At 71.4% G+C, this 22,002-nt stretch carries 18 protein-coding genes; 6 read left to right on the forward strand and 12 right to left on the reverse strand.

Annotation, left to right across the window (positions count from 1 at the left end; genetic code table 11):
* Positions 1–3: 3 nt before the first annotated feature.
* The 3 genes from K377_RS19405 to K377_RS19415 form a co-directional block, all read right to left on the reverse strand.
* Positions 4–1,728 carry an FAD-dependent oxidoreductase gene (locus K377_RS19405; RefSeq protein WP_375605933.1) on the reverse strand — a complete coding sequence of 575 codons (1,725 nt, stop codon included), beginning with the start codon at positions 1,726–1,728 and terminating at the stop codon, positions 4–6.
* Positions 1,721–3,643, reverse strand: a complete 1,923-nt coding sequence (locus K377_RS19410; RefSeq protein ID WP_111664681.1) for a long-chain fatty acid--CoA ligase — start codon at positions 3,641–3,643, stop codon at positions 1,721–1,723. The genes K377_RS19405 and K377_RS19410 overlap by 8 nt, the downstream gene beginning before the upstream one ends.
* Before the next feature lie 163 nt (positions 3,644–3,806).
* Positions 3,807–4,397, reverse strand: a complete 591-nt coding sequence (locus K377_RS19415) for a TetR/AcrR family transcriptional regulator (RefSeq protein ID WP_111664872.1) — start codon at positions 4,395–4,397, stop codon at positions 3,807–3,809.
* A gap of 169 nt (positions 4,398–4,566) precedes the next feature.
* Here K377_RS19415 and K377_RS19420 point away from each other — a divergent pair, with 169 nt between their 5' ends.
* Together K377_RS19420 and K377_RS19425 are read left to right on the forward strand one after the other, a co-directional pair.
* Complete coding sequence (locus tag K377_RS19420; RefSeq protein ID WP_111664682.1) at positions 4,567–5,034, forward strand: SCP2 sterol-binding domain-containing protein; 468 nt, start codon at positions 4,567–4,569, stop codon at positions 5,032–5,034.
* A 20-nt stretch (positions 5,035–5,054) separates the two neighbouring features.
* Positions 5,055–6,266, forward strand: a complete 1,212-nt coding sequence (locus K377_RS19425) for an acyl-CoA dehydrogenase family protein (RefSeq protein ID WP_111664683.1) — start codon at positions 5,055–5,057, stop codon at positions 6,264–6,266.
* Positions 6,267–6,431: 165 nt separating this feature from the next.
* On the opposite strand, the gene K377_RS19430 is transcribed toward K377_RS19425, so the two are convergent.
* From K377_RS19430 to K377_RS19440, 3 genes are all read right to left on the reverse strand, one after another.
* Positions 6,432–7,982: a von Willebrand factor type A domain-containing protein gene (locus K377_RS19430; protein ID WP_111664684.1), complete on the reverse strand. Its 1,551-nt coding sequence runs from the start codon at positions 7,980–7,982 to the stop codon at positions 6,432–6,434.
* 184 nt (positions 7,983–8,166) lie between these two features.
* Positions 8,167–9,027, reverse strand: coding sequence for an ABC transporter permease (locus K377_RS19435; protein ID WP_111664685.1), 861 nt, complete (start codon positions 9,025–9,027; stop codon positions 8,167–8,169).
* A 436-nt stretch (positions 9,028–9,463) separates the two neighbouring features.
* Entirely contained in the window at positions 9,464–12,175 is a 2,712-nt protein-coding gene (locus tag K377_RS19440) for an alpha/beta fold hydrolase (protein WP_111664686.1), read from the reverse strand.
* A 296-nt stretch (positions 12,176–12,471) separates the two neighbouring features.
* Here K377_RS19440 and K377_RS19445 point away from each other — a divergent pair, with 296 nt between their 5' ends.
* Entirely contained in the window at positions 12,472–12,912 is a 441-nt protein-coding gene (locus tag K377_RS19445; protein WP_111664687.1) for a GNAT family N-acetyltransferase, read from the forward strand.
* Between the two features lie 84 nt (positions 12,913–12,996).
* Positions 12,997–14,319 carry a Gfo/Idh/MocA family protein gene (locus K377_RS19450; RefSeq protein WP_111664688.1) on the forward strand — a complete coding sequence of 441 codons (1,323 nt, stop codon included), beginning with the start codon at positions 12,997–12,999 and terminating at the stop codon, positions 14,317–14,319.
* A gap of 31 nt (positions 14,320–14,350) precedes the next feature.
* On the opposite strand, the gene K377_RS19455 is transcribed toward K377_RS19450, so the two are convergent.
* The gene (locus tag K377_RS19455) at positions 14,351–14,647 is read right to left on the reverse strand and encodes a hypothetical protein (RefSeq protein WP_146614742.1); all 297 of its coding nucleotides are present in this window, start codon (positions 14,645–14,647) and stop codon (positions 14,351–14,353) included.
* A gap of 177 nt (positions 14,648–14,824) precedes the next feature.
* Positions 14,825–16,228, reverse strand: a complete 1,404-nt coding sequence (locus K377_RS19460) for an APC family permease (protein WP_111664690.1) — start codon at positions 16,226–16,228, stop codon at positions 14,825–14,827.
* Positions 16,229–16,703: 475 nt separating this feature from the next.
* Between K377_RS19460 and K377_RS19465 the strand changes: the two genes are divergently transcribed.
* Positions 16,704–17,552: a hypothetical protein gene (locus tag K377_RS19465; protein ID WP_111664691.1), complete on the forward strand. Its 849-nt coding sequence runs from the start codon at positions 16,704–16,706 to the stop codon at positions 17,550–17,552.
* Between the two features lie 177 nt (positions 17,553–17,729).
* Here the strand turns inward: K377_RS19465 and K377_RS41360 are convergent, their stop codons facing one another.
* The 3 genes from K377_RS41360 to K377_RS19475 all read right to left on the reverse strand — a co-directional run bounded on the left by K377_RS41360 (position 17,730) and on the right by K377_RS19475 (position 19,293).
* Positions 17,730–18,053, reverse strand: coding sequence for a hypothetical protein (locus K377_RS41360; RefSeq protein WP_146614743.1), 324 nt, complete (start codon positions 18,051–18,053; stop codon positions 17,730–17,732).
* 83 nt (positions 18,054–18,136) lie between these two features.
* Positions 18,137–18,766: a class I SAM-dependent methyltransferase gene (locus K377_RS19470; protein ID WP_111664692.1), complete on the reverse strand. Its 630-nt coding sequence runs from the start codon at positions 18,764–18,766 to the stop codon at positions 18,137–18,139.
* A 74-nt stretch (positions 18,767–18,840) separates the two neighbouring features.
* A complete protein-coding gene (locus tag K377_RS19475) occupies positions 18,841–19,293 on the reverse strand; it encodes a hypothetical protein (RefSeq protein ID WP_111664693.1) in 453 nt (150 codons plus the stop codon).
* A gap of 318 nt (positions 19,294–19,611) precedes the next feature.
* Between K377_RS19475 and K377_RS19480 the strand changes: the two genes are divergently transcribed.
* The gene (locus K377_RS19480) at positions 19,612–20,391 is read left to right on the forward strand and encodes a DNA-binding transcriptional regulator (protein WP_111664873.1); all 780 of its coding nucleotides are present in this window, start codon (positions 19,612–19,614) and stop codon (positions 20,389–20,391) included.
* Positions 20,392–20,476: 85 nt separating this feature from the next.
* Here K377_RS19480 and mmsA read toward each other — a convergent pair whose 3' ends face one another.
* Positions 20,477–21,991: a CoA-acylating methylmalonate-semialdehyde dehydrogenase gene (gene mmsA / locus K377_RS19485; RefSeq protein ID WP_111664694.1), complete on the reverse strand. Its 1,515-nt coding sequence runs from the start codon at positions 21,989–21,991 to the stop codon at positions 20,477–20,479.
* Between the last annotated feature and the right edge of the window lie 11 nt (positions 21,992–22,002).

The following is a 22,002-nucleotide window of genomic DNA, read 5'->3' on the forward strand; positions in this document are numbered from 1 at the left end:
GGTTCAGAACCTCAACTCCCCGTAGGCGCCCGGCGGAACCGCCGGCGCCGCGGGGAGTACCGGTGTCAGGGCCCGGTACCCCTCCCCCGGCTCGGGGCGCGGGTCGGGCTCGCCCTTGTTCGGCCAGTACGACATCGCCCGCTCGGCCTGCGCCGTGATCGTCAGGGACGGATTGACGCCCAGGTTCGCGGAGACCGCGGAACCGTCCACCACGGAGATGCCCGGATGCCCGTACACCCGGTGGTAGGCGTCGATGACCCCGGTCTCGGGCGACTCGCCGATGGCGCAGCCGCCCAGGAAGTGCGCGGTGAGCGGCTTGCCCATCAGCTCGCCGAGGTTGGTGCCCGCGAAGCCGTTGATCGACTCGGCGACCAGCCCGGCGGCCTGCCAGCCCTCGGGGATGTGGACGGGGTTGGGGCGGCCGTGGCCCTGTTCGGCGCTGAGCAGCCCGCGCCGGGTGAGGCCCGTGGTGAGCGAGTTGTCATGGGTCTGCATGACGAGCCCGATGATGGTCCGCTCCGACCAGCGGCGCAGCGCGACCGTGCGGGCCACGAGCACCGGGTGGGAGAGGAACGCGAGCGCGGCGGCCAGCGGCTTCGGCACATTCTGCTTGTACTGGGGTACGCAGATCAGGGCCATGAGGTTGGAGCCCTTGCCGTAGCGGACGTTCTCGATGTGGGTGGTGGGGTTGGGGTGCACGGAGGAGGTGATGGCCACCCCGCGCGTGAAGTCGATGTCCTTGCGGCCGAGCCTGCGCGGCCAGGTCAACGCCCCCACCAGCGCTTCGGAGTTGGTGCGCGTCAGCAGCCCGAGCCGGGTCGAGAGGCGAGGCAGGATCCCGTCGGCCTTCATGCGGTGCAGCAGGGTCTGGGTGCCGTAGGTCCCGGCGGCGAGGACGACGCGGCGGGCGCGCAGTACGGTGGCGCGGCCCCGGCGGCGCTTGTCGGTGGGGACGGTCGTGACCTCGTACGTGCCGTCGTCCAGCTCGCGGACGCGGGTGACGGTGGTGAGGGGGCGGACCTCGGCGCCGATGCGTTCGGCGAGGTGCAGATAGTTCTCGGTGAGGGTGTTCTTGGCGCCGACCCGGCAGCCCGTCATGCACGAGCCGCACTCGGTGCAGGCGGCGCGGGCGGGTCCGGCGCCGCCGAAGTAGGGGTCCTCGACGGCCGCTCCGGGCTCGGCGGTCGTGGCGCCGTCGGCGTCCTTTCCGTCGCCGAAGAAGACGCCGACGGGGGTGAGCCGGAAGGTGTCGCCCGCGCCCATCCTGCGGGCCGCCGCGCGCAGCAGTTCGTCGGCCTCGGTGGTGGTCGGGTTGGTGCGGACGCCGAGCATGCGGCGGGCCTGGTCGTAGTAGGGAGCGAGTTCGCTCTGCCAGTCGGTGATGGCCGCCCACTGCCGGTCCTGGAAGAAGGCGGGCGGCGGGACGTAGAGGGTGTTGGCGTAGTTCAGGGAGCCGCCGCCGACGCCCGCTCCCGCGAGCACCATCACGTTCTTCATCAGGTGGATGCGCTGGATCCCGTACAGGCCGAGTCGTGGCGCCCACAGGTAGTCGCGGAGTTTCAGGGACGTGCGGGGCAGGGTGTCGCGCGTGTAGCGGCGGCCGGCCTCCAGGACGGCGACCCGGTAGCCCTTCTCGGTGAGCCGGAGCGCGGCGACGGAGCCGCCGAATCCGGAGCCGACGACGATGACGTCGAAGTTCGTCACGGAAGAGGAAGCGGGCTCAGGCACCGTAGAGCTCCTCGATCTCGCGTTCGTACGCCGCCATGACCGCGGGCCGCTTGATCTTCAGGGACGGGGTGAGGAGGCCGTTGTCCTCGGTGAACTCGCCCTCGACCAGAGTGAATTTGCGGATGGACTCGGCGCGGGAGACCGCTTCGTTGGCGTAGTCGACGGCGCGCTGGACGTCGGCGACGACGCGCGGGTCGGCGATCACCTCGCTGAGCGGGGTGTCGGCGGGCAGTTTGCGGACGGCCAGCCAGTGCGCCACGGACTCGGGCTCGAGGGTGATGACGGCGGCGACGTAGGAGCGGTTGTCGCCGACGACGATGCACTGGCCGACGGGTGAGCGGCTGCGCAGGCGGTCCTCCAGGACGGCCGGGGAGACGTTCTTGCCGCCGCTGGTGACGAGGATGTCCTTCTTGCGGCCGGTGATCGTCAGGTAGCCCTCGTCGTCGAGCGCGCCGAGGTCGCCGGTGGCGAACCAGCCGTCGGCGTCGAGGACTTCGCCGGTCGCCGCGTCGTTGTTCCAGTACGCGCCGAAGACGATGCCGCCCTTGATCAGCACCTCGCCGTCGTCGGCGATCCGGACGGTGGTGCCGGGCACGGGGGTGCCGACGGTGCCGGGGCGGGGCCGCAGCGGCGGGGTGATGGTGGCGGCGGCGGTGGTCTCGGTGAGGCCGTAGCCCTCGTAGATGACGATGCCGGAGGCGTAGAAGAAGAGGTTGAGGTTGCGGTCGAGGGGTGAGCCGCCGCTGATCGCGTACCGCAGCCGGCCGCCGAGTTCCTTGCGGACGCGGCGGTAGACGAGGAGGTCGTAGAGTCCGGCGGCGAGCTTCAGGCCGGTGCCGGGGCCCTTCCCGGTCTCCAGGAACCGCGCGAGGTGCCGCTCGCCGAACGCGACGGCGATCCGGTCGGCCCGTTCGAAGGACGAGCCGCGGCCGATCTTCTCGGCGGTGGCCCGCCCGGTGTCGTGGATCTTCTCGAAGAGGTACGGCACGCCGACCACGAACGTCGGCCGGAACGAACGGAGTTCGGGCCGCAGCTCGTCCGGTTTGATGCTCGCGCAGTGGCCCAGTTCGATACGGGCCAGCAGACACGCCACCTGGATGGTGCGGCCGAGGATGTGCGCGAGGGGCAGGAAGAGCAGTGTCGAGGCGGTCTGGCCGGTGATGGCCTTGAAGATGGGGTGCAGCAGTTCGACGGTGTTGGCGGCCTCCGCGTACAGATTGCCGTGGGTCAGGACGCAGCCCTTGGGGCGGCCCGTGGTGCCCGAGGTGTAGCAGACGGTCGCGACGCTGTCGGGGGTGAGGGCGGCGCGCCGCTTGGTGACCTCGTCGTCGGGCAGGTCCCGGCCCAGCTGGGCGAGTTCGAGGACGTCACCGGCGTCGATCTGCCAGACGCGCGGGCGGTCGGCCCCGGGCAGGGCGGCCTCGGCGGCGGCCGCGCTCTCGGCCGTCTCCACGATCAGCAGGCGGGCGCCCGAGTCGCGCACGATCCACTCGATCTGCTCCGGCGAGGACGTGGCGTAGATGGGGACGGTCTGGCCGCCCGCCGCCCAGATCGCGAAGTCGAGGACCTCCCACTCGTAGCGGGTGCGCGACATCAGGGCGACGCGGCCGCCCGGTTCGAGCCCGGCGGCGATCAGCCCCTTGGCCGCCGCGGTGACCTCGCGGGCGAACGCGGCGGCGGTGACGGGCTTCCACTCGCCGGCCTCCTTACGGCGCAGGACCACCGTGTCCGGCGCCTCGGCGGCGTTCAGGAACGGGATGTCGGCCGGTGTGCCGCCGTCCTCCGGTGGCGTGGCGAGCGGCGCGGTGCGTGCCTCGCGCACCACTCCCCGTTCGTCCCTGACGAGATCGATCCGTACGCGGTCGGCCAGGTCGCTGCGCTTCCTCGCCCGCTTCAGATCCTTGCGTACGCCCATTGACGGCTCCCGGTCGCGCGGCTGCTGCGGCACTGCTGAACTCAGGTGCTGGCCCGTCCCCCTCGGCTCCGGGGTACGAACTTACTCGTGGGTCAACTTACTCATGCGTAAGGAAAATTCAATGGGTCGCGCGCGAATCCGGGACCATGGGGCGGGCGGCGGATCAGCCCTCCGGCAGCCACGCCTCGCCGTCGAGGACGTCCCGCATGCCCACCCACACCATGTTCATCAGCCGCAGCGTCACGGCCTCCGGCGACTGGCCGGGGTGGTGCTCCATCCAGTCGGTGAGCGAGTCGGCGGCGCCGACCAGGGCGTGCGCGACGAAGTCGGCGTCCTGGCCGCCGAGTCGCGCGCCGCGCCCGCTCTCCGTGATCCCGTCCCTGATCAGGCCGGCCACCTCGGACATGACCGCGCGCCGGGCCTCGGCGACCGCGGCGGCGATGGCCTCGGTCAGTTCGGAGGCCTGCCGGTGCAGCACGACCCAGCTGTCGCGGTGCGCGGCGACGAACGCGAAGAACGCCGAGAGTCCCGCGTACAGCCGCAGTTCGGGCGCGGCGCCCGCGCCCCGGGCCGCCTCCTGGAAGGCGGCGACCAGCCGCTCGGCCTCCCGGCGCAGGCACGCCAGGAACAGGCCCTCCTTGGAGTCCAGGTACAGGTACACCATCGGCTTGGAGATCCCGGCGAGTTCGGCGATCTCGTCGACGGAGGCGGCGTGGTAGCCGCGCTTGGCGAAGACGGCGACGGCCACGTCCATGATCTGCTGCTCGCGCACCTGCCGGGGCACGCGCTTGCGTCGCGCCACCGGCCGTCCCGCCGTGCGCCCTTGAGCCGCTCCCGATGTGCCCGTCACCCTTGTCAGCCTACCTACCTCGCCGTAACCTTACCAAGTAGTAAGTTTACTTGGCAGTAAGGAGACTGGGTCCATGAGTGGTGCCGACGACATCGCCTCCCTCGACTTCGCGAGCGTCACGCCCGAGGAGTTCGCCCGGATCGTGAAGGGGCTCTCCGCGAAGGAGATCAACGAGATCGCGCAGGACGCCGCGCTGCGCGCCCGGGTCCTGAAGGAGGTGTTCGGGCGCATGGAGCGGCAGTTCAAGCCGGATGTCGCGGGCTCCCTCGACGCGCTGATCCGCTGGAAGGTGACCGGGCAGGGCGACACCGACGAGGCGGTCTACGAGACGAAGATCGCGAACGGCGCGTGCACGGTGACCGAGGGCCGTTCGAACGCCGAGCCGCGCGTCACGCTCGTCATGGGCGACGCCGACTTCCTGAAGCTGGTGTCCGGGAACTCCTCGCCGGTCACGATGTTCATGATGCGCAAGGTGAAGATCGCGGGCGATGTCGCGCTCGCGGCGGGCCTGACCCGCTACTTCGACATTCCCAAGGCGTAGGGGCGGGGCGGGGTTCGGTCATGGCTTTCTCTCTCGAACTGGACGAAGAGCAGCGGGACCTGCGCGACTGGGTGCACGGCTTCGCGGCGGACGTGGTCCGCCCGGCCGCCGCCGAGTGGGACGAGCGCGAGGAGACCCCCTGGCCGGTGATCCAGGAGGCCGCGAAGATCGGCCTGTACGGGTTCGAGTCGCTCGCCGAGCTGTTCGGCGACCCGAGCGGCATCTCACTCCAGATCGCCAACGAGGAGCTGTTCTGGGGCGACGCGGGCATCGGCATGGCACTGTTCGGCACCTCGCTCGCGGTCGCCGGGATCTTCTCGTCCGGCACGCCCGACCAGCTGGCCGAGTGGGTGCCGCAGTGCTTCGGCGACGAGGACGACCCGAAGGTGGCGGCCTTCTGCGTGTCCGAGCCGCAGGCCGGTTCGGACGTGGCGGCGATGCGGACGCGGGCCCGGTACGACGAGGCGCGCGACGAATGGGTGCTCAGCGGCCAGAAGGCCTGGATCACCAACGGCGGCATCGCCAACGTCCACGTGGTCATCGCCTCCGTCGACCCCGAGCTGGGCTCGCGCGGACAGGCCGCGTTCATCGTGCCGCCGGGCACGCGCGGCCTCGAAGGCGCCAAGAAGATGCGCAAGCTGGGGCTGCGCGCCTCGCACACTGCGGACGTCTTCCTCGACGACGTACGGGTTCCGGGGCACTGCCTGCTCGGCGGCAAGGAGAAGCTGGACGCGCGGCTCGCGCGGGCCCGCGAGGGCGGCCGGGCCAAGGGGCAGGCCGCGATGTCGACGTTCGAGGTGAGCCGGCCGACGGTCGGCGCGCAGGCGCTGGGCATCGCGCGCGCCGCGTACGAGTACGCGCTGGAGTACGCGGGCGACCGGCACGCCTTCGGCCGGCCCATCATCGAGAACCAGGCCATCGCGTTCGCCCTCGCCGATCTCCGTACGGAGATCGAGGCGTGCCGGCTGCTGATCTGGCAGGCGTCCTGGATGGCCCGCAACGACAAGGTCTTCGACGCCGGTCAGGGCTCGATGTCGAAGCTGCGCGCCGGTGAACTGGCCGTCGCCTCCACCGAGAAGGCGATCCAGGTGCTCGGCGGGGCCGGGTACAGCAGGGAGCATCCGGTGGAGCGGATGTATCGCGACGCGAAGATCTACACGATCTTCGAGGGCACGAGCGAGATCCAGCGACTTGTGATCGCGCGGGCCATCTCGGGGCGACAGATTCGCTGACGGTGCGCTTCGGGGGGCCGGTATCGGGGGGGGCGGTTCGTCGGGTGCGGGCCGGTGGGGGCTGGTCGCGCCCCTGGACGAGCGGAGCTCGTTTCAGGGGCGCGGGGAACTGCGCGACCGGCCACGACGAGAGCCGCGCCCGACGAACCCGCGGACATGGCAGCGTCAGTCGTCGAGGCGCAAGCGACTCGCGGAGCGCACCGCGTCCGCGAGCTCCGTGACGTCCGGATCCTCCGTCGCGGAGGTCAACCCCGCAGCCCTCCGAGAGAGTTCGGGCAACCCCGGCTCCCCCGGATACGGCTCACTCGCACCCTCGCCCAAGCGGTGAGCGAAGTAGGCGGCGACGGCGTCCACCCGCAGCCGGGGCGAGGTCTCCTTGGACCAGAGGTCCCCGCCGAGCGCGGAGACCGCGATGTCGCCGGAGGCCTCCCGGGGCTTCCGGCTCTCCGGGTCGAGCCAGCGCACCGTGGCCTTCGCGACCCGGCCGGACCGCGCGCCGTCGCGGAGCCTGACCGCGTACAACGCCGTCACCGTGTGGCCGGGGCCGATCTCCCCGCCGTCGACGCTGTCGTCCCGGAAGTCGTCGTCGGCGACGCGGCGGTCGTCGTAGCCGAGGAGCCGGAAATCAGCGACGGTGTCCTGGTCGAAGGCGACCTGCGCCTTGGCGTCGCGGGCCCGCAACTCGATGTTGGCGGGCAGCTGTTCGGTGAAGACCTTGCGGGCCTCGTCCTCCGACGACACGTAGGAGGTGTGGCCGTCGCCCTGGTCCGCGAGCTGTTCCATGAGCGCGTCGCCGTAGTCGCTGCCAACGCCCACGCCGAAGAGGGTGATGCCGTGCTCGCGGCGGGCGTCGGCGACCCGGTCCAGGATCGCCTCGGCGTCGGTCTCACCGGTGTTGGCGAGGGCGTCGGAGAGGAGGACGACCCGGTTCGTCGCCCCGGGCCTCGCTCCCTTCACGGCGGTGGCGTAGCCGGTGGTGATGCCCGCCCCCAGGTTGGTGGAGTCGGTGGCCTCGAGGGTGTCGACGGCGTCCTGGACCTCCTCGCGGACCGGGCCGCCCTTGATGCCCAGGCGGGTCATCGGGAGCACCGTCCGCGCCTCCCCGCTGAAGGTGACCAGGGCGATCGAGTCGTCGGCGCGGAGCCGCTCGGTGAGCTGCGACAGGGAGCTGCGGACCAGGTCGAGGCGGCCGGGCTGCCCCATCGAACCGGAGATGTCGACGACGAACGTCAGCGTCACCGGCGCCCGTTCGCCGTCCGCCGGTGGCTGCGCCGTGGCGAGACCGACCCGCATCAGACGCCAGCCGTCGTCCCCGGTGCGGGCGCCGTCCACGGTCACGGAGAAGCCGTTGCCCGTGGGGCGCGGGTAGCCCTGCCGGAAGCTGTTGACGAACTCCTCCGGGCGGACCGAACCCGCGTCGGGCAGGCGGCCGTCGGCCAGGGTGCGGCGGGCGTAGCCGTAGGAGGCGGTGTCCACGTCGAGGGCGAAGGTGGAGCGGTGGTCGGAGGGGCCCTCCTTGCCGTCGTCGCCGCTGTCGCTTTCGCGCGGGGCCGCGGAGGCGGCGGGGCCGTTGGCCCGCCCGGCCTTGTCGGCGGACGATCCCGACGTTCCTGTCGCGCTGCAGCCCGTCACCAGCAGTCCGCCGGCGAGCGCCGCGGCGAGCACTGCCGCGGCGCGGTGGCGCCTCCCCCGTGATCCGTCCGGTCCGGTCCTCATACGGCCCTCCCGCTCGTCCCGCGCCGGTGGTACCGGCGACCTTGTGACTGTGACGTGCGGGGCGGCCCGGATGTTCGTCCCGGGCGATTGCGCCTTGGCCTCGAAGCGGTTACGGGGGTGGGCTGTTGTGACCGGTGGGTGATCCTCCGGAGACCCGGCGGTCATGTTGCCCGGGCTGCGGCGCCTACGACACCACGTCCTTGCGGGAGAAGCCCCGGAAGGCGAGCGCGAACAGCACCAGCGCGTACGCCACCGACACCGACGTCCCCTGGATCATGCCGCTCCATTCGGGCTGCGGCTGGATCACGTCCGCCCAGGCGAACTGCCAGTGCGCGGGCAGGAAGTCGCGCCAGTGGCCGAGCGCCGTCACCGCGTCGAGGACATTGCCGACGATGGTCAGGAACACCGCGCCGCCGACCGCGCCCAGCGGGTTGTCCGTCTTGGTCGACAGCCAGAACGCGAGGCCCGCCGTGACCAGTTGGGACAGGAAGACGTACGCGATGACGACGAGCAGCCGCTGCGTCGCCGCGCCCGCGGACAGGGCGCCGCCGGTCGGGATCTCCAGCGGCCCCCAGCCGTACGCGGCCGTGCCGACGGCGAGCGCGACCACGGGGAGCAGCACGATCGCGGCGAGGCTGAGGCCCAGCGCGACCGTCAGCTTGGACCGGAGCAGGCGGGCCCGGGGCACCGGTGCCGCCAGGAGGTAGCGCAGGCTGGACCAGCCGGCCTCCGAGGCGACGGTGTCGCCGCAGAACAGGGCCACCGGGATGACCAGCAGGAACCCGGCGGAGACGAACAGGCACGTCGCCGCGAAGTTGGCGCCCGACGCCGTGGCCGTGTCCATCAGCGTCACCCGGCCGCTTCTGCTGCTCGGGTCGCCTCCGATCGCGAACGCGATGGCCAGCACGAACGGCAGCAGGGCCAGTACCGCTGCCATGGCCAGGGTGCGGCGGCGCTTGATCTGGCGGGCCAGTTCGACTCGGAGGGGGAGAGTGCGGTTTGGGCGGTAGCCGTCTGCGAGTTCTGTGACGGTGCTGGTGGTCATCGGTGTCCTCCGGCGCTGCGGCGCGCTGTCCATGGGCAGGCCTTCTCGCGCAGTTCCCCGCGCCCCTGATCGACCGTCATTCGGCTCCCGGCCGGTGCGGGCTGGTCGCGCAGTTCCCCGCGCCCCTGATCGACCGTCATTCGGCTCCCGGCCGGTGCGGGCTGGTCGCGCAGTTCCCCGCGCCCCTGAGGCGTGCGCTGCGCGCAGCCTCCCCTTGGGGCTGGGCTGGGCGCGCCGCCCTTTGAGGCAGCGGCTCCCCATTGGGGGCCGCGGCTTTGAGGCAGCCCGCCGCACCTCCCTCGATGAGATGCCGCACGAAGTGCGCATCTCAGGGGCGCGGGGAACTGCGCGACCAGCCACGACGGTGCCGCACCCGAAGAACCACCCAGGGGCGCGGGGAGGAACTGCGCGGCCGGCCCCCGCCAGGTCGCGGGCGTCACGGGGTGTCTCCGATCAGCGTGAGGAAGGCGTCCTCCAGGCGGCGGTGCGGGCCCATGGACTTCACCGGGATGTCCAGGCGGACCAAGTCGGCCAGCAAGCGCGCGGCCGGCGCCCCGGCGGGCTCGTCGGCGGACGGGGACAGGCGGACCAGGAGGCCGTCGTCGGCACGGACGACGGACTCCACGCCGGACAGCGCGGCCACCTTCTCCACCACCGGATCGGCGACGTCCCCGGCCAGGCCGACCAGCAGCGTGTCCCCGGAGCCGACGATCCGGTCGACTGGCCCGGCCTGCACCAGACGGCCCCGGTCCATGACGACCAGGTGCGTGCAGGACTGCTCCACCTCGGCGAGGAGATGGCTGGAGACGATGACGGTGCGCCCACCGCGCGCGTACCGGATCATCACCTCGCGCATCTCTCGGATCTGCGGCGGATCGAGGCCGTTGGTCGGCTCGTCCAGGATCAGCAGGTCGGGCAGGCCGAGCATGGCCTGCGCGATGGCGAGCCGCTGCCGCATGCCCTGCGAGTAGGTGCGCACGGCGCGGGCGAGCGCGTCACCGAGCCCGGCGATCTCCAGCGCCTCGTCCATGTGGGCGTCCTCGGCCGGGCGGCCCGTGGCCTTCCAGTACAGCTCCAGGTTCTCCCGGCCGGACAGGTGCGGCAGGAAACCGGCGCCCTCGACGAAGGCGCCCACCCGGGACAGCACCGGGGCACCCGGACGGATCGCGTGCCCGAAGACCCGGATCTCGCCCGCGTCCGGACCGATCAGGCCCATGAGCATGCGCAGCGTCGTCGTCTTGCCCGCGCCGTTCGGCCCGAGGAGGCCGAGGACCTGGCCCTTCTCGACGCGGAAGGACAGGTCACGGACGGCGTACCGGTCGCTCGACTTCGCGTACCGCTTGCTGAGGTCGGTGATCTGGAGCGGGACGTCGGCCAGCGCCGGGTCGGGCGCCGGTGCCGTCGTCCGGCGGCGCGCGGTGAGCAGCAGCCCCGCGGCGACGACGGCCGCGCCGAGCGGCAGCCACCACACCCAGCCGGGCAGCGGCGTGTCGGCGGTCCGCACGTCGGGCGCCGTCGGCAGGCTCAGTCCTCCGGCCACGGACACCTGGTAAGTGGCGGGCTCGTCCGGCGACGCGTAGCCCAGGTCCGTCGCGGAGAGCACGAGCCGCAGCTTGTGCCCCTTCTGCACCTGGTGGTCGATGGCCGGGAGGGTGATCCGCACGTCCTTGCCGGAGCCGCCCGCGCCCGTCACCTTCACCGGCGTGACCAACTGGGACGGCAGCACCTCGCGGGCGCCGCCGGGCCCGGCGTCGTAGACCTTCGCGAACAGGACGGCCGTGCCGGTGGAGGACTTCACGTGGGCCGTGACCGTCGGTGATCCGGTGATGCGCACGGACCTGGACAGCGGCGCCGAGTCGAAGCGCGCGAACTGCCCGGGGAAGTCGAGCGAGACGCCCACTCCGAGCGAGGAGAGATTGGCCAGGGAGCCGAGGCCGGGCACCGAGGAGATGGACGGCGGGCCGCCGCCCGGCGGGTTCTGGAACGTCTCGGTGGCGGACTTCAGCGGCACGCCGACCCGCCGCTCGCCGCGCAGCCCCGGATACCGGTCGCCGCTCGCGCCGCGCAGCGTGGCCGCGCCGTCGGTGGTGTCGACGCCGCCGCTGCGGGTGACACGGAACGCCGGGCCGGTGTCGACGCCCGGCTCGTCCTTCAGGTACCGGTCGAACCAGGACGTCACGCGCCCGGACATCCGGTCGAGCTCCATGTCGCCGCCGTCGTGCCCGCCGTCCAGCCAGTCCACGTCGACCGGGGCGTGATTGGCCTTGATCTGACGGGCCATGGCGTCAGCCTGTCCGAGCGGGAAGAGCGAGTCGGTCTGGCCCTGCGCGATCAGCGTGGGCACCTTGATGCGGTCGCCGACGGCGGACGGGCTGCGCTCCTCCAGGAGCTTGCGGGCCGCCGCGTCCGGCTCGCCGGAGACCGCGACCCGCTGGTACATGGCGCACAGCTCCTCCCGGAACCGCCCGCACTTCAGGCCCGCCTCGCTGGTGCGCGAGCCGATGTTCGCCGAGCCGGAGGTGAAGAAGATCCCGGCCCACAGCTTCTTGAACACCCCGTCGGGGAACAGGGCGTCCGCGAGGTTCCAGTACGTGATCTGCGGTGCGATGGCGTCGATCCGCCGGTCGTGGGCGGCCGCGAGCAGCGACACCGCCCCGCCGTACGAGGCGCCGGTCGCGCCGACGCGCGGGTCGCCCGCCTTGTCGAGCTGCACCTCGGGCCGCTTCGCCAGCCAGTCGACCAGCCGTGAGACGTCGGCGACCTCGCCCCTCGGGTCGTTCAGCCCGATCTTGCCGGTGGACCTCCCGAAGCCGCGCGCCGACCACGTCAGCACCGCGTATCCGTGCCGGGCCAGCTTCTCGGCCTCGCCGCGCACGTCGGCCTTGCTGCCGCCGAAGCCGTGCGTGAGCAGCACGGCGGGCCGCCGCTCGCTCGCGGGTCCCGTCGTGAAGTACGACGTGTCGATGCGGACACCGCCGCCCATGGCCATCATCCGGTCCTGGCGGTGCACCGTGGGCGCCGACCCCGACGACGCCGCGGCCGTCCAGGTCCCGGCGCCCGCGAGCACCACAAGGGCGGCCGCGGCGGCGATCCACCGCCGCGGCTTTCCGCGTACTCGCTCACGCCATGCGCGCACTCTCAGATCCATGCCTCAACGGTAGGGGTCGCCACTGACAGTTACCGCCGCCCCCGGTCTGAGCCAGGTGCCCTCCCGGGGTAGTACGGCGCGCCGCTCGCCTACCACGGACGCGGTACGGACGGACCCGGGGCGAGCGCACGCGGTACGAGCGGGCTCACTGCCGACGGGCTCGTCACGAGCGGACGCGGAAGGAACGGCTCCGCCCCGCCTGCCCGCCCCTCACCACCCGAAACAGCCCGGAACCCGCCCGCGGGACCCGCCGCGCGTGCCCCGCCCCGCGCACCTCACCGTGCTACGACTCACCCATGCGCATCGTCCGAGCCACCTCGACCGCCCAACTGCACACGGCGGCAGCCCTGTTCGACACCCCGCCGCGCGAGGAGTGGGCCGCCGAGTTCCTCGCGGCGCCGGGCCACCACCTCTACCTCGCGCACGCGGACGACGAGCCGGCCGGCTTCGTCAGCGGTGTCGAGACCGTGCATCCCGACAAGGGCCGCGAGATGTTCCTCTACGAACTCGCCGTCGCCGAGCCGTACCGGCGGCGCGGGATCGCCCGGGCACTGGTCCGCACGCTCGCGGACCTGGCCGCCGGGCTCGGCTGCCACGGAATGTGGGTCGGCGTGGACCTCGACAACGACGCGGCCCTCGCCACGTACCGGAGTGCGGGCGGCACGCAGGAAGGGCCGTGCCAGGTGATCGCCTGGCACTTCGCGGGGCCGGCAGAAAGCGCTTGCCCGAACCGTTGACGCGGCTCGCCCGCCGATCGCAGGCTTCTGGACAGCGAGTTGATCGTCCGCCGCCCCACCGGCCCCACGAAAGGACGCCCGACCATGACCACCCGACGCGCCGCGATCATCGGCACCGGCCACCGCGCCCAGATGTACACGAAGGCGCTCGCCGCCCGCGCCCACTACGACGTGGCCCTCCTGTCGGACCCCAGCCCGACCCGGGCCGCCCACCACAACGCCCTCCTCACCTCCCTCGGCGCGCGGGCGGCGGCGACCTGCGCCCCGGAGGACTTCGCCGCGGCCGTGCGCAGCCACAGCATCGACGAGGTGCTGGTCACGACGGTCGACGCGACGCACCACACGTACATCACGGCGGCTCTGAAGGCGGGCTGCCGGGTCGTGACGGAGAAGCCGATGACGACGGACGCGGCGAAGTGCGCGACGATCCTCGACACCCTCGACCGCACCGGCGGCGAACTGTCCGTGACGTTCAACTACCGCTACAACCCGGCCCACGAGAAGGTCTGGCAGCTCCTGCACGACGGCGCGATCGGCGAGATCCGCTCGGTGCACTTCGAATGGCTGCTCGACGTCCGGCACGGCGCCGACTACTTCCGTCGCTGGCACCGCGAGAAGCGGCACAGCGGCGGCCTGCTGGTCCACAAGTCCGGCCACCACTTCGACCTGGTCAACTGGTGGCTGGGCGCGGCCCCGACGCGCGTCCACGCCGAGGGCGGTCTCGTCTTCTACGGCCGCGACAACGGCGAACGCACCGGCCTGCGCCGCGACTACGTCCGCGCGCACGGTTCCGCCGAGGCGGCGGCCGACCCCTTCGCGATCGACCTGACGGCCGACCCGGACCTCGGCTCCCTCTACGTGGCGGCGGAGGCGGCCGGCGACTCCGCCTACGTCCGCGACCGCAACGTCTTCGGCGACGCCATCGACATCGAGGACGACCTGTCGGTCCTGGTCCGCTACGACACCGGCGCCACGATGACGTACCACCTGACGGCCTACTCACCCTGGGAGGGCTACCGCGTCATGTTCAACGGCACGGGCGGCCGCCTCGAACTGGAGGTCGAGGAGAACACCTGGCAGCCGCCGCGCCCGACGGCCGGCGCCGAGGGCTCCCACGGCGGCGTGGTGATGGCGCACCCGGGCCGCACCTCGATCCTGCTGCGCCCGCTGTGGGAGGAACCGCGCGAGATCGGTTACGAGCAGGCGGCCGGCTCCCACGGCGGCGGCGACCTGCGCATGCTGAAGGAGCTCTTCGGCCCGCTGGGCGACGGCTCCGACGAGGGTGCCGCGCCCGCCGCCGGGAAGGGGGCCACCGCGCGGGACGGCGCACTCGCGCTGGCCGTCGGGGTGGCCGGAAACGCGTCCCTGGTGTCGGGCGCACCGGTGGAGACGGCGGCCCTGTGGTGACGGCCGGGGCCGCCTGACATCGCGGTGGCCGTCAGCCGTGCCGTCGCCCGGCGCGCAGGGAGAGCCCGATGATCGCGCCGCCGACGAGCACGACGGCCCCGACGCCGCCCGCGATCCAGGGAACGGGGTCCAGGCCCGGGTCCGGCGCGGGCTCGGGCTCCCGGGGACCACCGGGCAGCGGGGCCCGGTGCGCCGGACCCGGGGCGCGGGAGGTGACCGGGACGACGGCGTACGCGGCCGTCTCCACGAGGAGGGGGACGAGAACGAGACCGGCGACCACCGCCGCCACCACCCATGGCCATCGGACCTGCGCGGTACGGGAAGCCATGGTCATCCTCCGGGTCACGACGGCGCGGCGGACAGGCGGGCCCCGTTGTTCCCGTCTGTCACAGCGGAGGTGACACCGGCAACTTCCGGCACGCTATCGACGCCCGCCGGCACTCACCAGGCCCCGCCGGTCCCGCGCCACCGAAGTGACCGGAAACCGCCCCCGCGCTGTCGGGCGCTACGCCTGCGCGTCCTCCGGCAGCGACACCAGCCAGCGCGTCTCGCGGCGCGGCCGCAAGTAGAAGGCCCAGTAGAGCGTCGCGACGGCCGTGATCCCGCCCGTCCACAGCAGGTACGCGACCTCCTGCTCGACGAGGATGTACGCCATCACCGCGATCAGCAGCACCGGCACCGCGGGCCACAGCGGCATGCGCCAGGCGGACTGCTCGCGGTGGTGGCCGCGCCGGGCCAGCAGCGCCGCGATCGCGACGAGCAGGTACATGCCGGTGACGGAGACGCCGGTGACGCCGTACAGGGTGTCCAGGTTGACGAAGCACAGGGCAGCTCCGGGCACGCCGACGACCAGCGTCGCGACCCACGGGGAGCCGAAGCGGCCGAGCTTGGCCAGGCCCCGGTTGACCGGCTCGGGCCACGCCTTGTCGCGGGCGGAGGCGAAGAGCACGCGGGAGTTCTGGATGACCATGACGATGCCCGCGTTGATGATGGCGAGCGCGACGCAGAGCGAGACGAAGGTGCCGACGGCCGAGTTCGACCAGGCCTCGACCATGCCGCTGATGTTGCCCGAGGTGAGCGACGCGAGGTCCGGGGCGCCCATCGTGATGGCCGCGACCGGTACGAGGATGATCACCGTGGAGATGGCGAGGGTGGCCAGGACGGTGCGGGCCACGGAGGTACGGGGGTTCTCCAGTTCCTCGGAGAGGTAGACGGCCGTCGAGAAGCCCTGCGTGACGAAGAGGGCGATCGCGAGTCCCGAGACGACGAGCATCGCCGTGACGGTGTCCGTGTGGCCGCCGTCGCCCGCCACCTGCATCGAGAACAGCGAGCCCGCGCCGCGCTCGGAGTGGGCGAAGCCGAGGACCGCGACGACAGCGGCCGCGATGACCTCCAGGACCAGGAAGATGCCGGTGATCCAGGCGTTGGCGCGCAGGTCGAGCAGCCCGGCGAGGGTGGCCAGGCCCATCACACCGGCGCCCGCGACGGACGGGTCGAGATGGACCAGCGGGGCCAGGTAGTCGGCCGTGCCCATGGCGATCACCGGGGGCACGATCATCACGACCAGCAGGGAGAGCACGAAGACCAGCCAGCCCGCGAGCCGGCCCGCCAGCGTCGTGACCATGGCGTACTCGCCGCCCGCGCTGGGGATGAGGGTGCCCAGCTCCGAGTAGCAGAACGCCACGCCGATACAGAGGAGCGAGCCGATGGCGATGGTGAGGGCGGTCGCGGTGCCGAGGTCGCCGAAGAGGTCGGGGACGACGACGAAGAGCGTGGAGGCGGGCGTCACGCACGACAGCGTGAGCAGGGTGCCGCCGACGACGCCGATGGAACGCTTGAGCTTCTGAGGGGACGCACCGGGTTCCGGCGCGTCCACGGGGACGGCGGTCGGGCGAAGCGTGTCGGTCATGGAGCGGTTCCGATCGACTCGTACGGCAGCGGGGTTCGGGCGGGAGCGCTATCGCCTCCGAAGGCTGAACAGGCTGTGGGGATGGGGTGGTGCGTCGCTCCCGGCGCGTTATCGAACATCGTCGATAACCGGAACGTCAACGGCCGTTTCCCTACGGATTCCGTACGCGGCCCGCGCACGAACCGCCCGCACTTCCTTAGCTGTTCGCAAAGTAGACCGCTTTCCACACAGCGAGATGGACAGTTGACCTTGCTATCGAAGGCTTCCGCGTCGTCACACTTCCGACGCCCGATACATCCCCTCTGTTCGGGAACCGCAGCGCATCCTCCGAAGTTCTTCGGAACTCGTCCGGAGTCCGGACACCCGTCGCGCCCCTATCGCCGGATTTGTCTATTGAGATGTGTGCATGACCTCTCGCCCGCTAAAGTCCGCCCGGCACCACGACACAGCACCACAAGGGGCGGGGACAGAACAGATGAAGCACACACGGACCGTGGCCTGGGCAGGCATCACGCTCGCCGCGCTGACCGCGACGACGGCCTGCAGCGCGGACACCGCGAGGAAGACCGCCGGCGCCGTCGGCCACGCCGGTTCGGTGATGGCGGCGCTGACCCGCGCCTCCGACAAGGCGTCCGGGCTCGGCTCGGCACAGGTCGAGACGACGACCGTCCTGACCGCGTCGGGCGGCAAGCCGGTCGCCATGAACGGCACGTACTCGTGGGGCGACGGCACCGCGATGGACCTGCAGATGGATACCGCCAACGCCAAGATGTCGAGCCTCCAGGACGACCCGACCATGCAGGTCAAGGTGGTCGACGGCGCCTACTTCTACGAGATCGACCCGCAGCCGAGCGGCCCGCTCAAGGGCAAGCACTGGGCACGCGTCGACGTCTCCGCCGTGCTGGGAGAGGCGGGCGCGGACTCCGCCGCGGACAACGCCGACCCGACCACCGGGCTGCGCTACCTCGGCGCCTCCAAGAACGTGAAGGTAGTCGGCAAGGAGACCGTCCGCGGCAAGAAGGCCGTGCACTACCGGGGCAGCATTGGCGCGGACCAGGTCACCGGGAACTCCAGGTTCAGCGCCGCGGAGAAGAAGGCTGCGCTGAAGTCCCTCGCCACCAGCGGCGGCCGGCTCACGTACGACATCTGGGTCGACGGCGACGACCTGCCCGTCCGCGTGAAGCAGCACGGCGGCGGCATGGACGTGACGATGGACTACCTGAAGTTCGGCGCCACCAAGCCGATCACCGCCCCGCCCGTGTCCGACACGGGCGACCTGACCGACATGGTAGAGAAGCAGCGGGACCAGTCACTGGGGCAGTGACGCACGCCCACGCAGAGCTTCCCGCCCGTCACGATGACGGGCGGGGCGCCTTGCTGCGGGCCAAAGCCTCCGCCGCGAGGCGTACAGCGTTCTCCCAGGCCCGTAGATTTTCGGGAGACAAGTAGTCGAGGTAGTACTCCTCTTCCATGGCTGCCACGAATGCACGCTCAGGATCTGTCAGCGCGGCGAGCCCCTGCGAGACCCGAGCCGCGGCCTCCCTCGGCGATACGGCATTGTGGCGGACAGTTGTGTCGCCAGGTGACGCAGGAGGCAGCGTTCAGCGGTCTCCTCGTCCGGGACCGGGACTCCGAGGTCGTCCATGGCGTTCAGGAAGAGCTGATCAATCTCAGAGGTGTCTTCACGTCGAGAACGACCCGCCAGGTCGCCCAGTGAAGGAGAGTCGTGACCCGCGGCCAGGAGATCAGCCGCTGCCATCGGCAGGTCTTCCGGAAAGATCAATCGCACCACGTACTGCCAGGCGACGGTGGCGGGCTGTTCCATAGGGGCATCCTTCCCGTCTGCCGCGTGTCTGCCCAGCGAGTTGTCCTGGCCACGTCGTCCGTGACAGGGCATCGGCGTCCCGCTCAGACCGCTGCAGCGTGCGCGAGCATCGTGCCGACGCTCTTGCCTTCCGGCGGGTCCACGATGACGGCGGACGCGTCCGAGAAGCCGTGAGCCGCAAGAAGCACCGTCCACTCGTCCGGGGTGTGGTCGTGCCGCATCCCTGCCTTGCCCGGCTCCGGTGTCCGGACTCCCGGGGGCAGATGGGAGAACGCCAGGATGCCGCCCGGAGCCATCCGGGACCGGATGAGCGGGAGCAGCGTGGCCGGGTCGACGAACCAGACGGCACCGAAGACCGAAAGCACCACATCGAACGTGTCGGCAGTCTCGGTAAGGAACGCCGCTGCCTCTGCGGTACGGAGCTCGAGCCCGGACAGGTGGCCCCAGCGTTCCCGCGCGACAGCTTCGCGGGCCGGGGCGACGTCCACGCCTACGCCGATCGCGCCGAGCGTCACCAAGTGCGCGAGGTTGCTGCCGTTCCCGGAGCCCAGTTCCAGTACCCGGCGCCCCGCCACGGGCCCCAGCAGCCCCTCGTTCGGGCCGTGGTCGGCGTACTGGGTCCAGTTGAACCACGTCACCTCGCCCCGCGCGTTCACCGTTCTGCGGGGCGTGCCGCCGACCGCGTACCGATCCCAGGACTCAGCCAACGACATGCATGATCCTTTCCAACGGGAGGGGTCCGCCCCCAAGGTACGAGGGCGGACCCCAACTCACATGTCGTGGTTCGCTACTTGGGGGAATCGTGGCATCCGGCGTGGCACTGGTTGCAGTCGGCCGCGTCCACCATGGCCCACAGGTCGGCATCGATCTCGAACCCCGCCGCCTTGATGGCGGTGATGGTCCGTTCCAGCACGAGCGGGCCGCCGTCCTTCGAGTCGCTGCCCTCGCTCAGCTCCGGGACGTGGTGGAGGTACCGGCCGAAGTGCCGGTTCGTGAAGTGCGAGTAGTGGATCGAGTCGAGCATGAACGAGTGCCACGCTTCGTCGACCGCGTGCGTCGGGCCCATGAGGAGATCCGGGTTCTCCCCGCATGTGACCAGGTAGGCCACGGCCTGCCCGAACTTGCGCTCCGCCAGTTCCCGGGTGTTCTCCGAGTTGCGCAGGAGAAGCGCTACTTGCCGGTCCCACATGTCCGGCGTGACGTACGTCCTGGGGTCGCGGATCTTCACGGCTGTACTCATGCTGGTCTGCCTCCACGTAGGGGGGTCGTGGTGCTCCGGTTGTGTCGTCCACCCCTGCACCGGGGACACGAACACGGCGGCATGACGCTGGTTGTCAGAGGCTCCCCGCCCTCTCCCTCGTGGAGGGTTCTCGGCTTCGTCTGTGATCCGTCGGCTCTCACCGTGTACGCGCTGATGCGGATGGACATGACGTTCATGGTCCGGATCGGGCGCGACCATCGCGGCGACGTTCAAGGCGTCGATGGGGCGTCCCTTGCAAGCCCCCTGGGGGTGTCAAACCGGTGTCATTCATCCGGTGACAGGTCTACCGTGATCGCCATGACCACAGCACAGGTTCAGGCAAACGATGTGCTGCGTGCCGTGCGTATCGGCATGCGGTTGAGCCTCGATGAGTTCGCGGCAAGAGTCCGTTCAGCCGGTGACGAGTTGGGGGAACCGAACGACGCTTCGAAGCGGCTGATCCAGCGTTGGGAGTCGGGGCGGACTCGCACGTGCCGCCCGCTGTACGCACGCGCTTTGGAACACGCCACGGGACGGCCGATCGAGTCCCTGGGGTTCGCTCTGCCCCTGCCGGGCGCCAAAGTCCATGCGGATGGCGCGGGAGGTCACGACATGGATGCCGGAGGTACCGGGATGACGGAGGCCGTGGAGGACGGCGAGACGGCCGCTCAGCCCGTTGGCGACGACTGCTCGGGGATCTGGCTCAGCCGGTACGAGTTCTACTCGTCGAGCCGAGACCAAACGTACGACTGCAAGCACTACGTGCTTGTGGTCCACCGGGGGAACCGGCTCACGGCCGAGTCTCTGCCCGGCGCATCGACGAACCCGGACAGCCCCCTGCACCTCGACCTCACCGTGGACCGGAACATCGTCACGGGCACGTGGACCGAGCAGACGGCATCCGACGGGTACTACCAGGGAGCCCGGTATCACGGGGCGATTCAGCTGCTCGTCGAGCCGACCGGGAGACGTATGGCCGGTAAGTGGGTCGGGTTCGGGAAGGACTTCGACGTGAACACAGGGCCGTGGGAACTGCGTCTCGTCGACCGGTCGACCACCAAGGCCGCCGTCGAGCGGTACGGCCGCACCCCCGAGTAGGGCCACGGGCGATGGCGCAGCAGAAACCCCCTGGCCGGCCGCGCCAGGGGGTCACTGTTCGGGCCGCTTTCGCACCCGTACCGGATCAGTGGTTGCGCGGGAAGCCCAGGTCCACGCCCGCGGGGGCGTCGGACGGGTCCGGCCAGCGGGTCGTGACGACCTTGCCGCGGGTGTAGAAGTGCGTGCCGTCGTTGCCGTAGATGTGGTGGTCGCCGAAGAGGCTGTCCTTCCAGCCGCCGAAGGAGTGGTAGCCGACGGGGACCGGGATCGGGACGTTGACGCCGACCATGCCGGCCTCGATCTCCAGCTGGAAGCGGCGGGCGGCGCCGCCGTCGCGGGTGAAGATCGCGGTGCCGTTGCCGAAGGGGGAGGCGTTCATCAGCGCCACGCCCTCCTCGTACGTGTCGGCGCGCAGCACGCACAGGACCGGGCCGAAGATCTCGTCCTGGTAGGCCTTGGCGGAGGTCGGGACGCGGTCCAGGAGGCTGAGGCCGACCCAGTGGCCGTTCTCGAAGCCGGGGACGGTGTAGTCGGAGCCGTCGAGGACGACCTCGCAGCCCTCGGCCGCGGCGCCCTTCACGTACGAGGCGACCTTGTCGCGGTGGGCGGCCGTGATGAGCGGGCCCATCTCGGACTCCGGGTCGTTGCCGGGGCCGATCTTGATCTTCTCGGCGCGCTCCTTGATCTTGGCGACGAGCTCGTCACCGATCGAGCCGACGGCGACGACCGCGGAGATCGCCATGCAGCGCTCACCGGCCGAGCCGTACGCGGCCGAGACGGCGGCGTCGGCCGCGGCGTCCAGGTCGGCGTCGGGCAGCACCAGCATGTGGTTCTTGGCGCCGCCGAGCGCCTGCACCCGCTTGCCGTTGGCGGAGGCCGTGCGGTGGATGTGGCGGGCGATCGGGGTCGAGCCGACGAAGGAGATCGCGGCGACGTCCGGGTGCTCCAGGAGGCGGTCCACGGCGACCTTGTCACCGTGCAGGACGTTGAAGACACCGTCCGGCAGGCCGGCCTCCGACAGCAGCTCGGCGATCTTGATCGCGGCCGACGGGTCCTTCTCCGAGGGCTTCAGGACGAAGGTGTTGCCGCACGCGATGGCGATGGGGAACATCCACATCGGGACCATCGCCGGGAAGTTGAACGGCGTGATGCCCGCGACGACACCCAGCGGCTGGCGGATCGAGGAGACGTCGACGCGGCTGGCGACCTGCATCGACAGCTCGCCCTTCAGCTGGACGTTGATGCCGCAGGCCAGGTCCACGATCTCCAGGCCGCGGGCCACCTCGCCGAGCGCGTCCGAGTGCACCTTGCCGTGCTCGGCGGTGATCAGCTCGGCGATCGCGTCGCGGTTGGCGTCGAGCAGCGCGCGGAAGCGGAACAGGATCTCGGTCCGCTTCGCCAGCGAGGACTGGCCCCAGCTCGCGAAAGCCCCCTTGGCCGCCGCGACCGCCGCGTCCACCTCGTCGACCGAGGCGAAGTCGACCCGGGTCGTCACGGCGCCGGTCGCCGGGTCGGTGACCGGGCCGTGCTGGCCGGACACGCCCTCGACGGACTTGCCGCCGATCCAGTGGTGGACGGTCTTGGCAACGCTGTCAGTCATGGGGGAACTCC

The organism is Streptomyces sp. PsTaAH-137 (genome assembly GCF_003259365.1).
GTDB lineage: Bacteria > Actinomycetota > Actinomycetes > Streptomycetales > Streptomycetaceae > Streptomyces.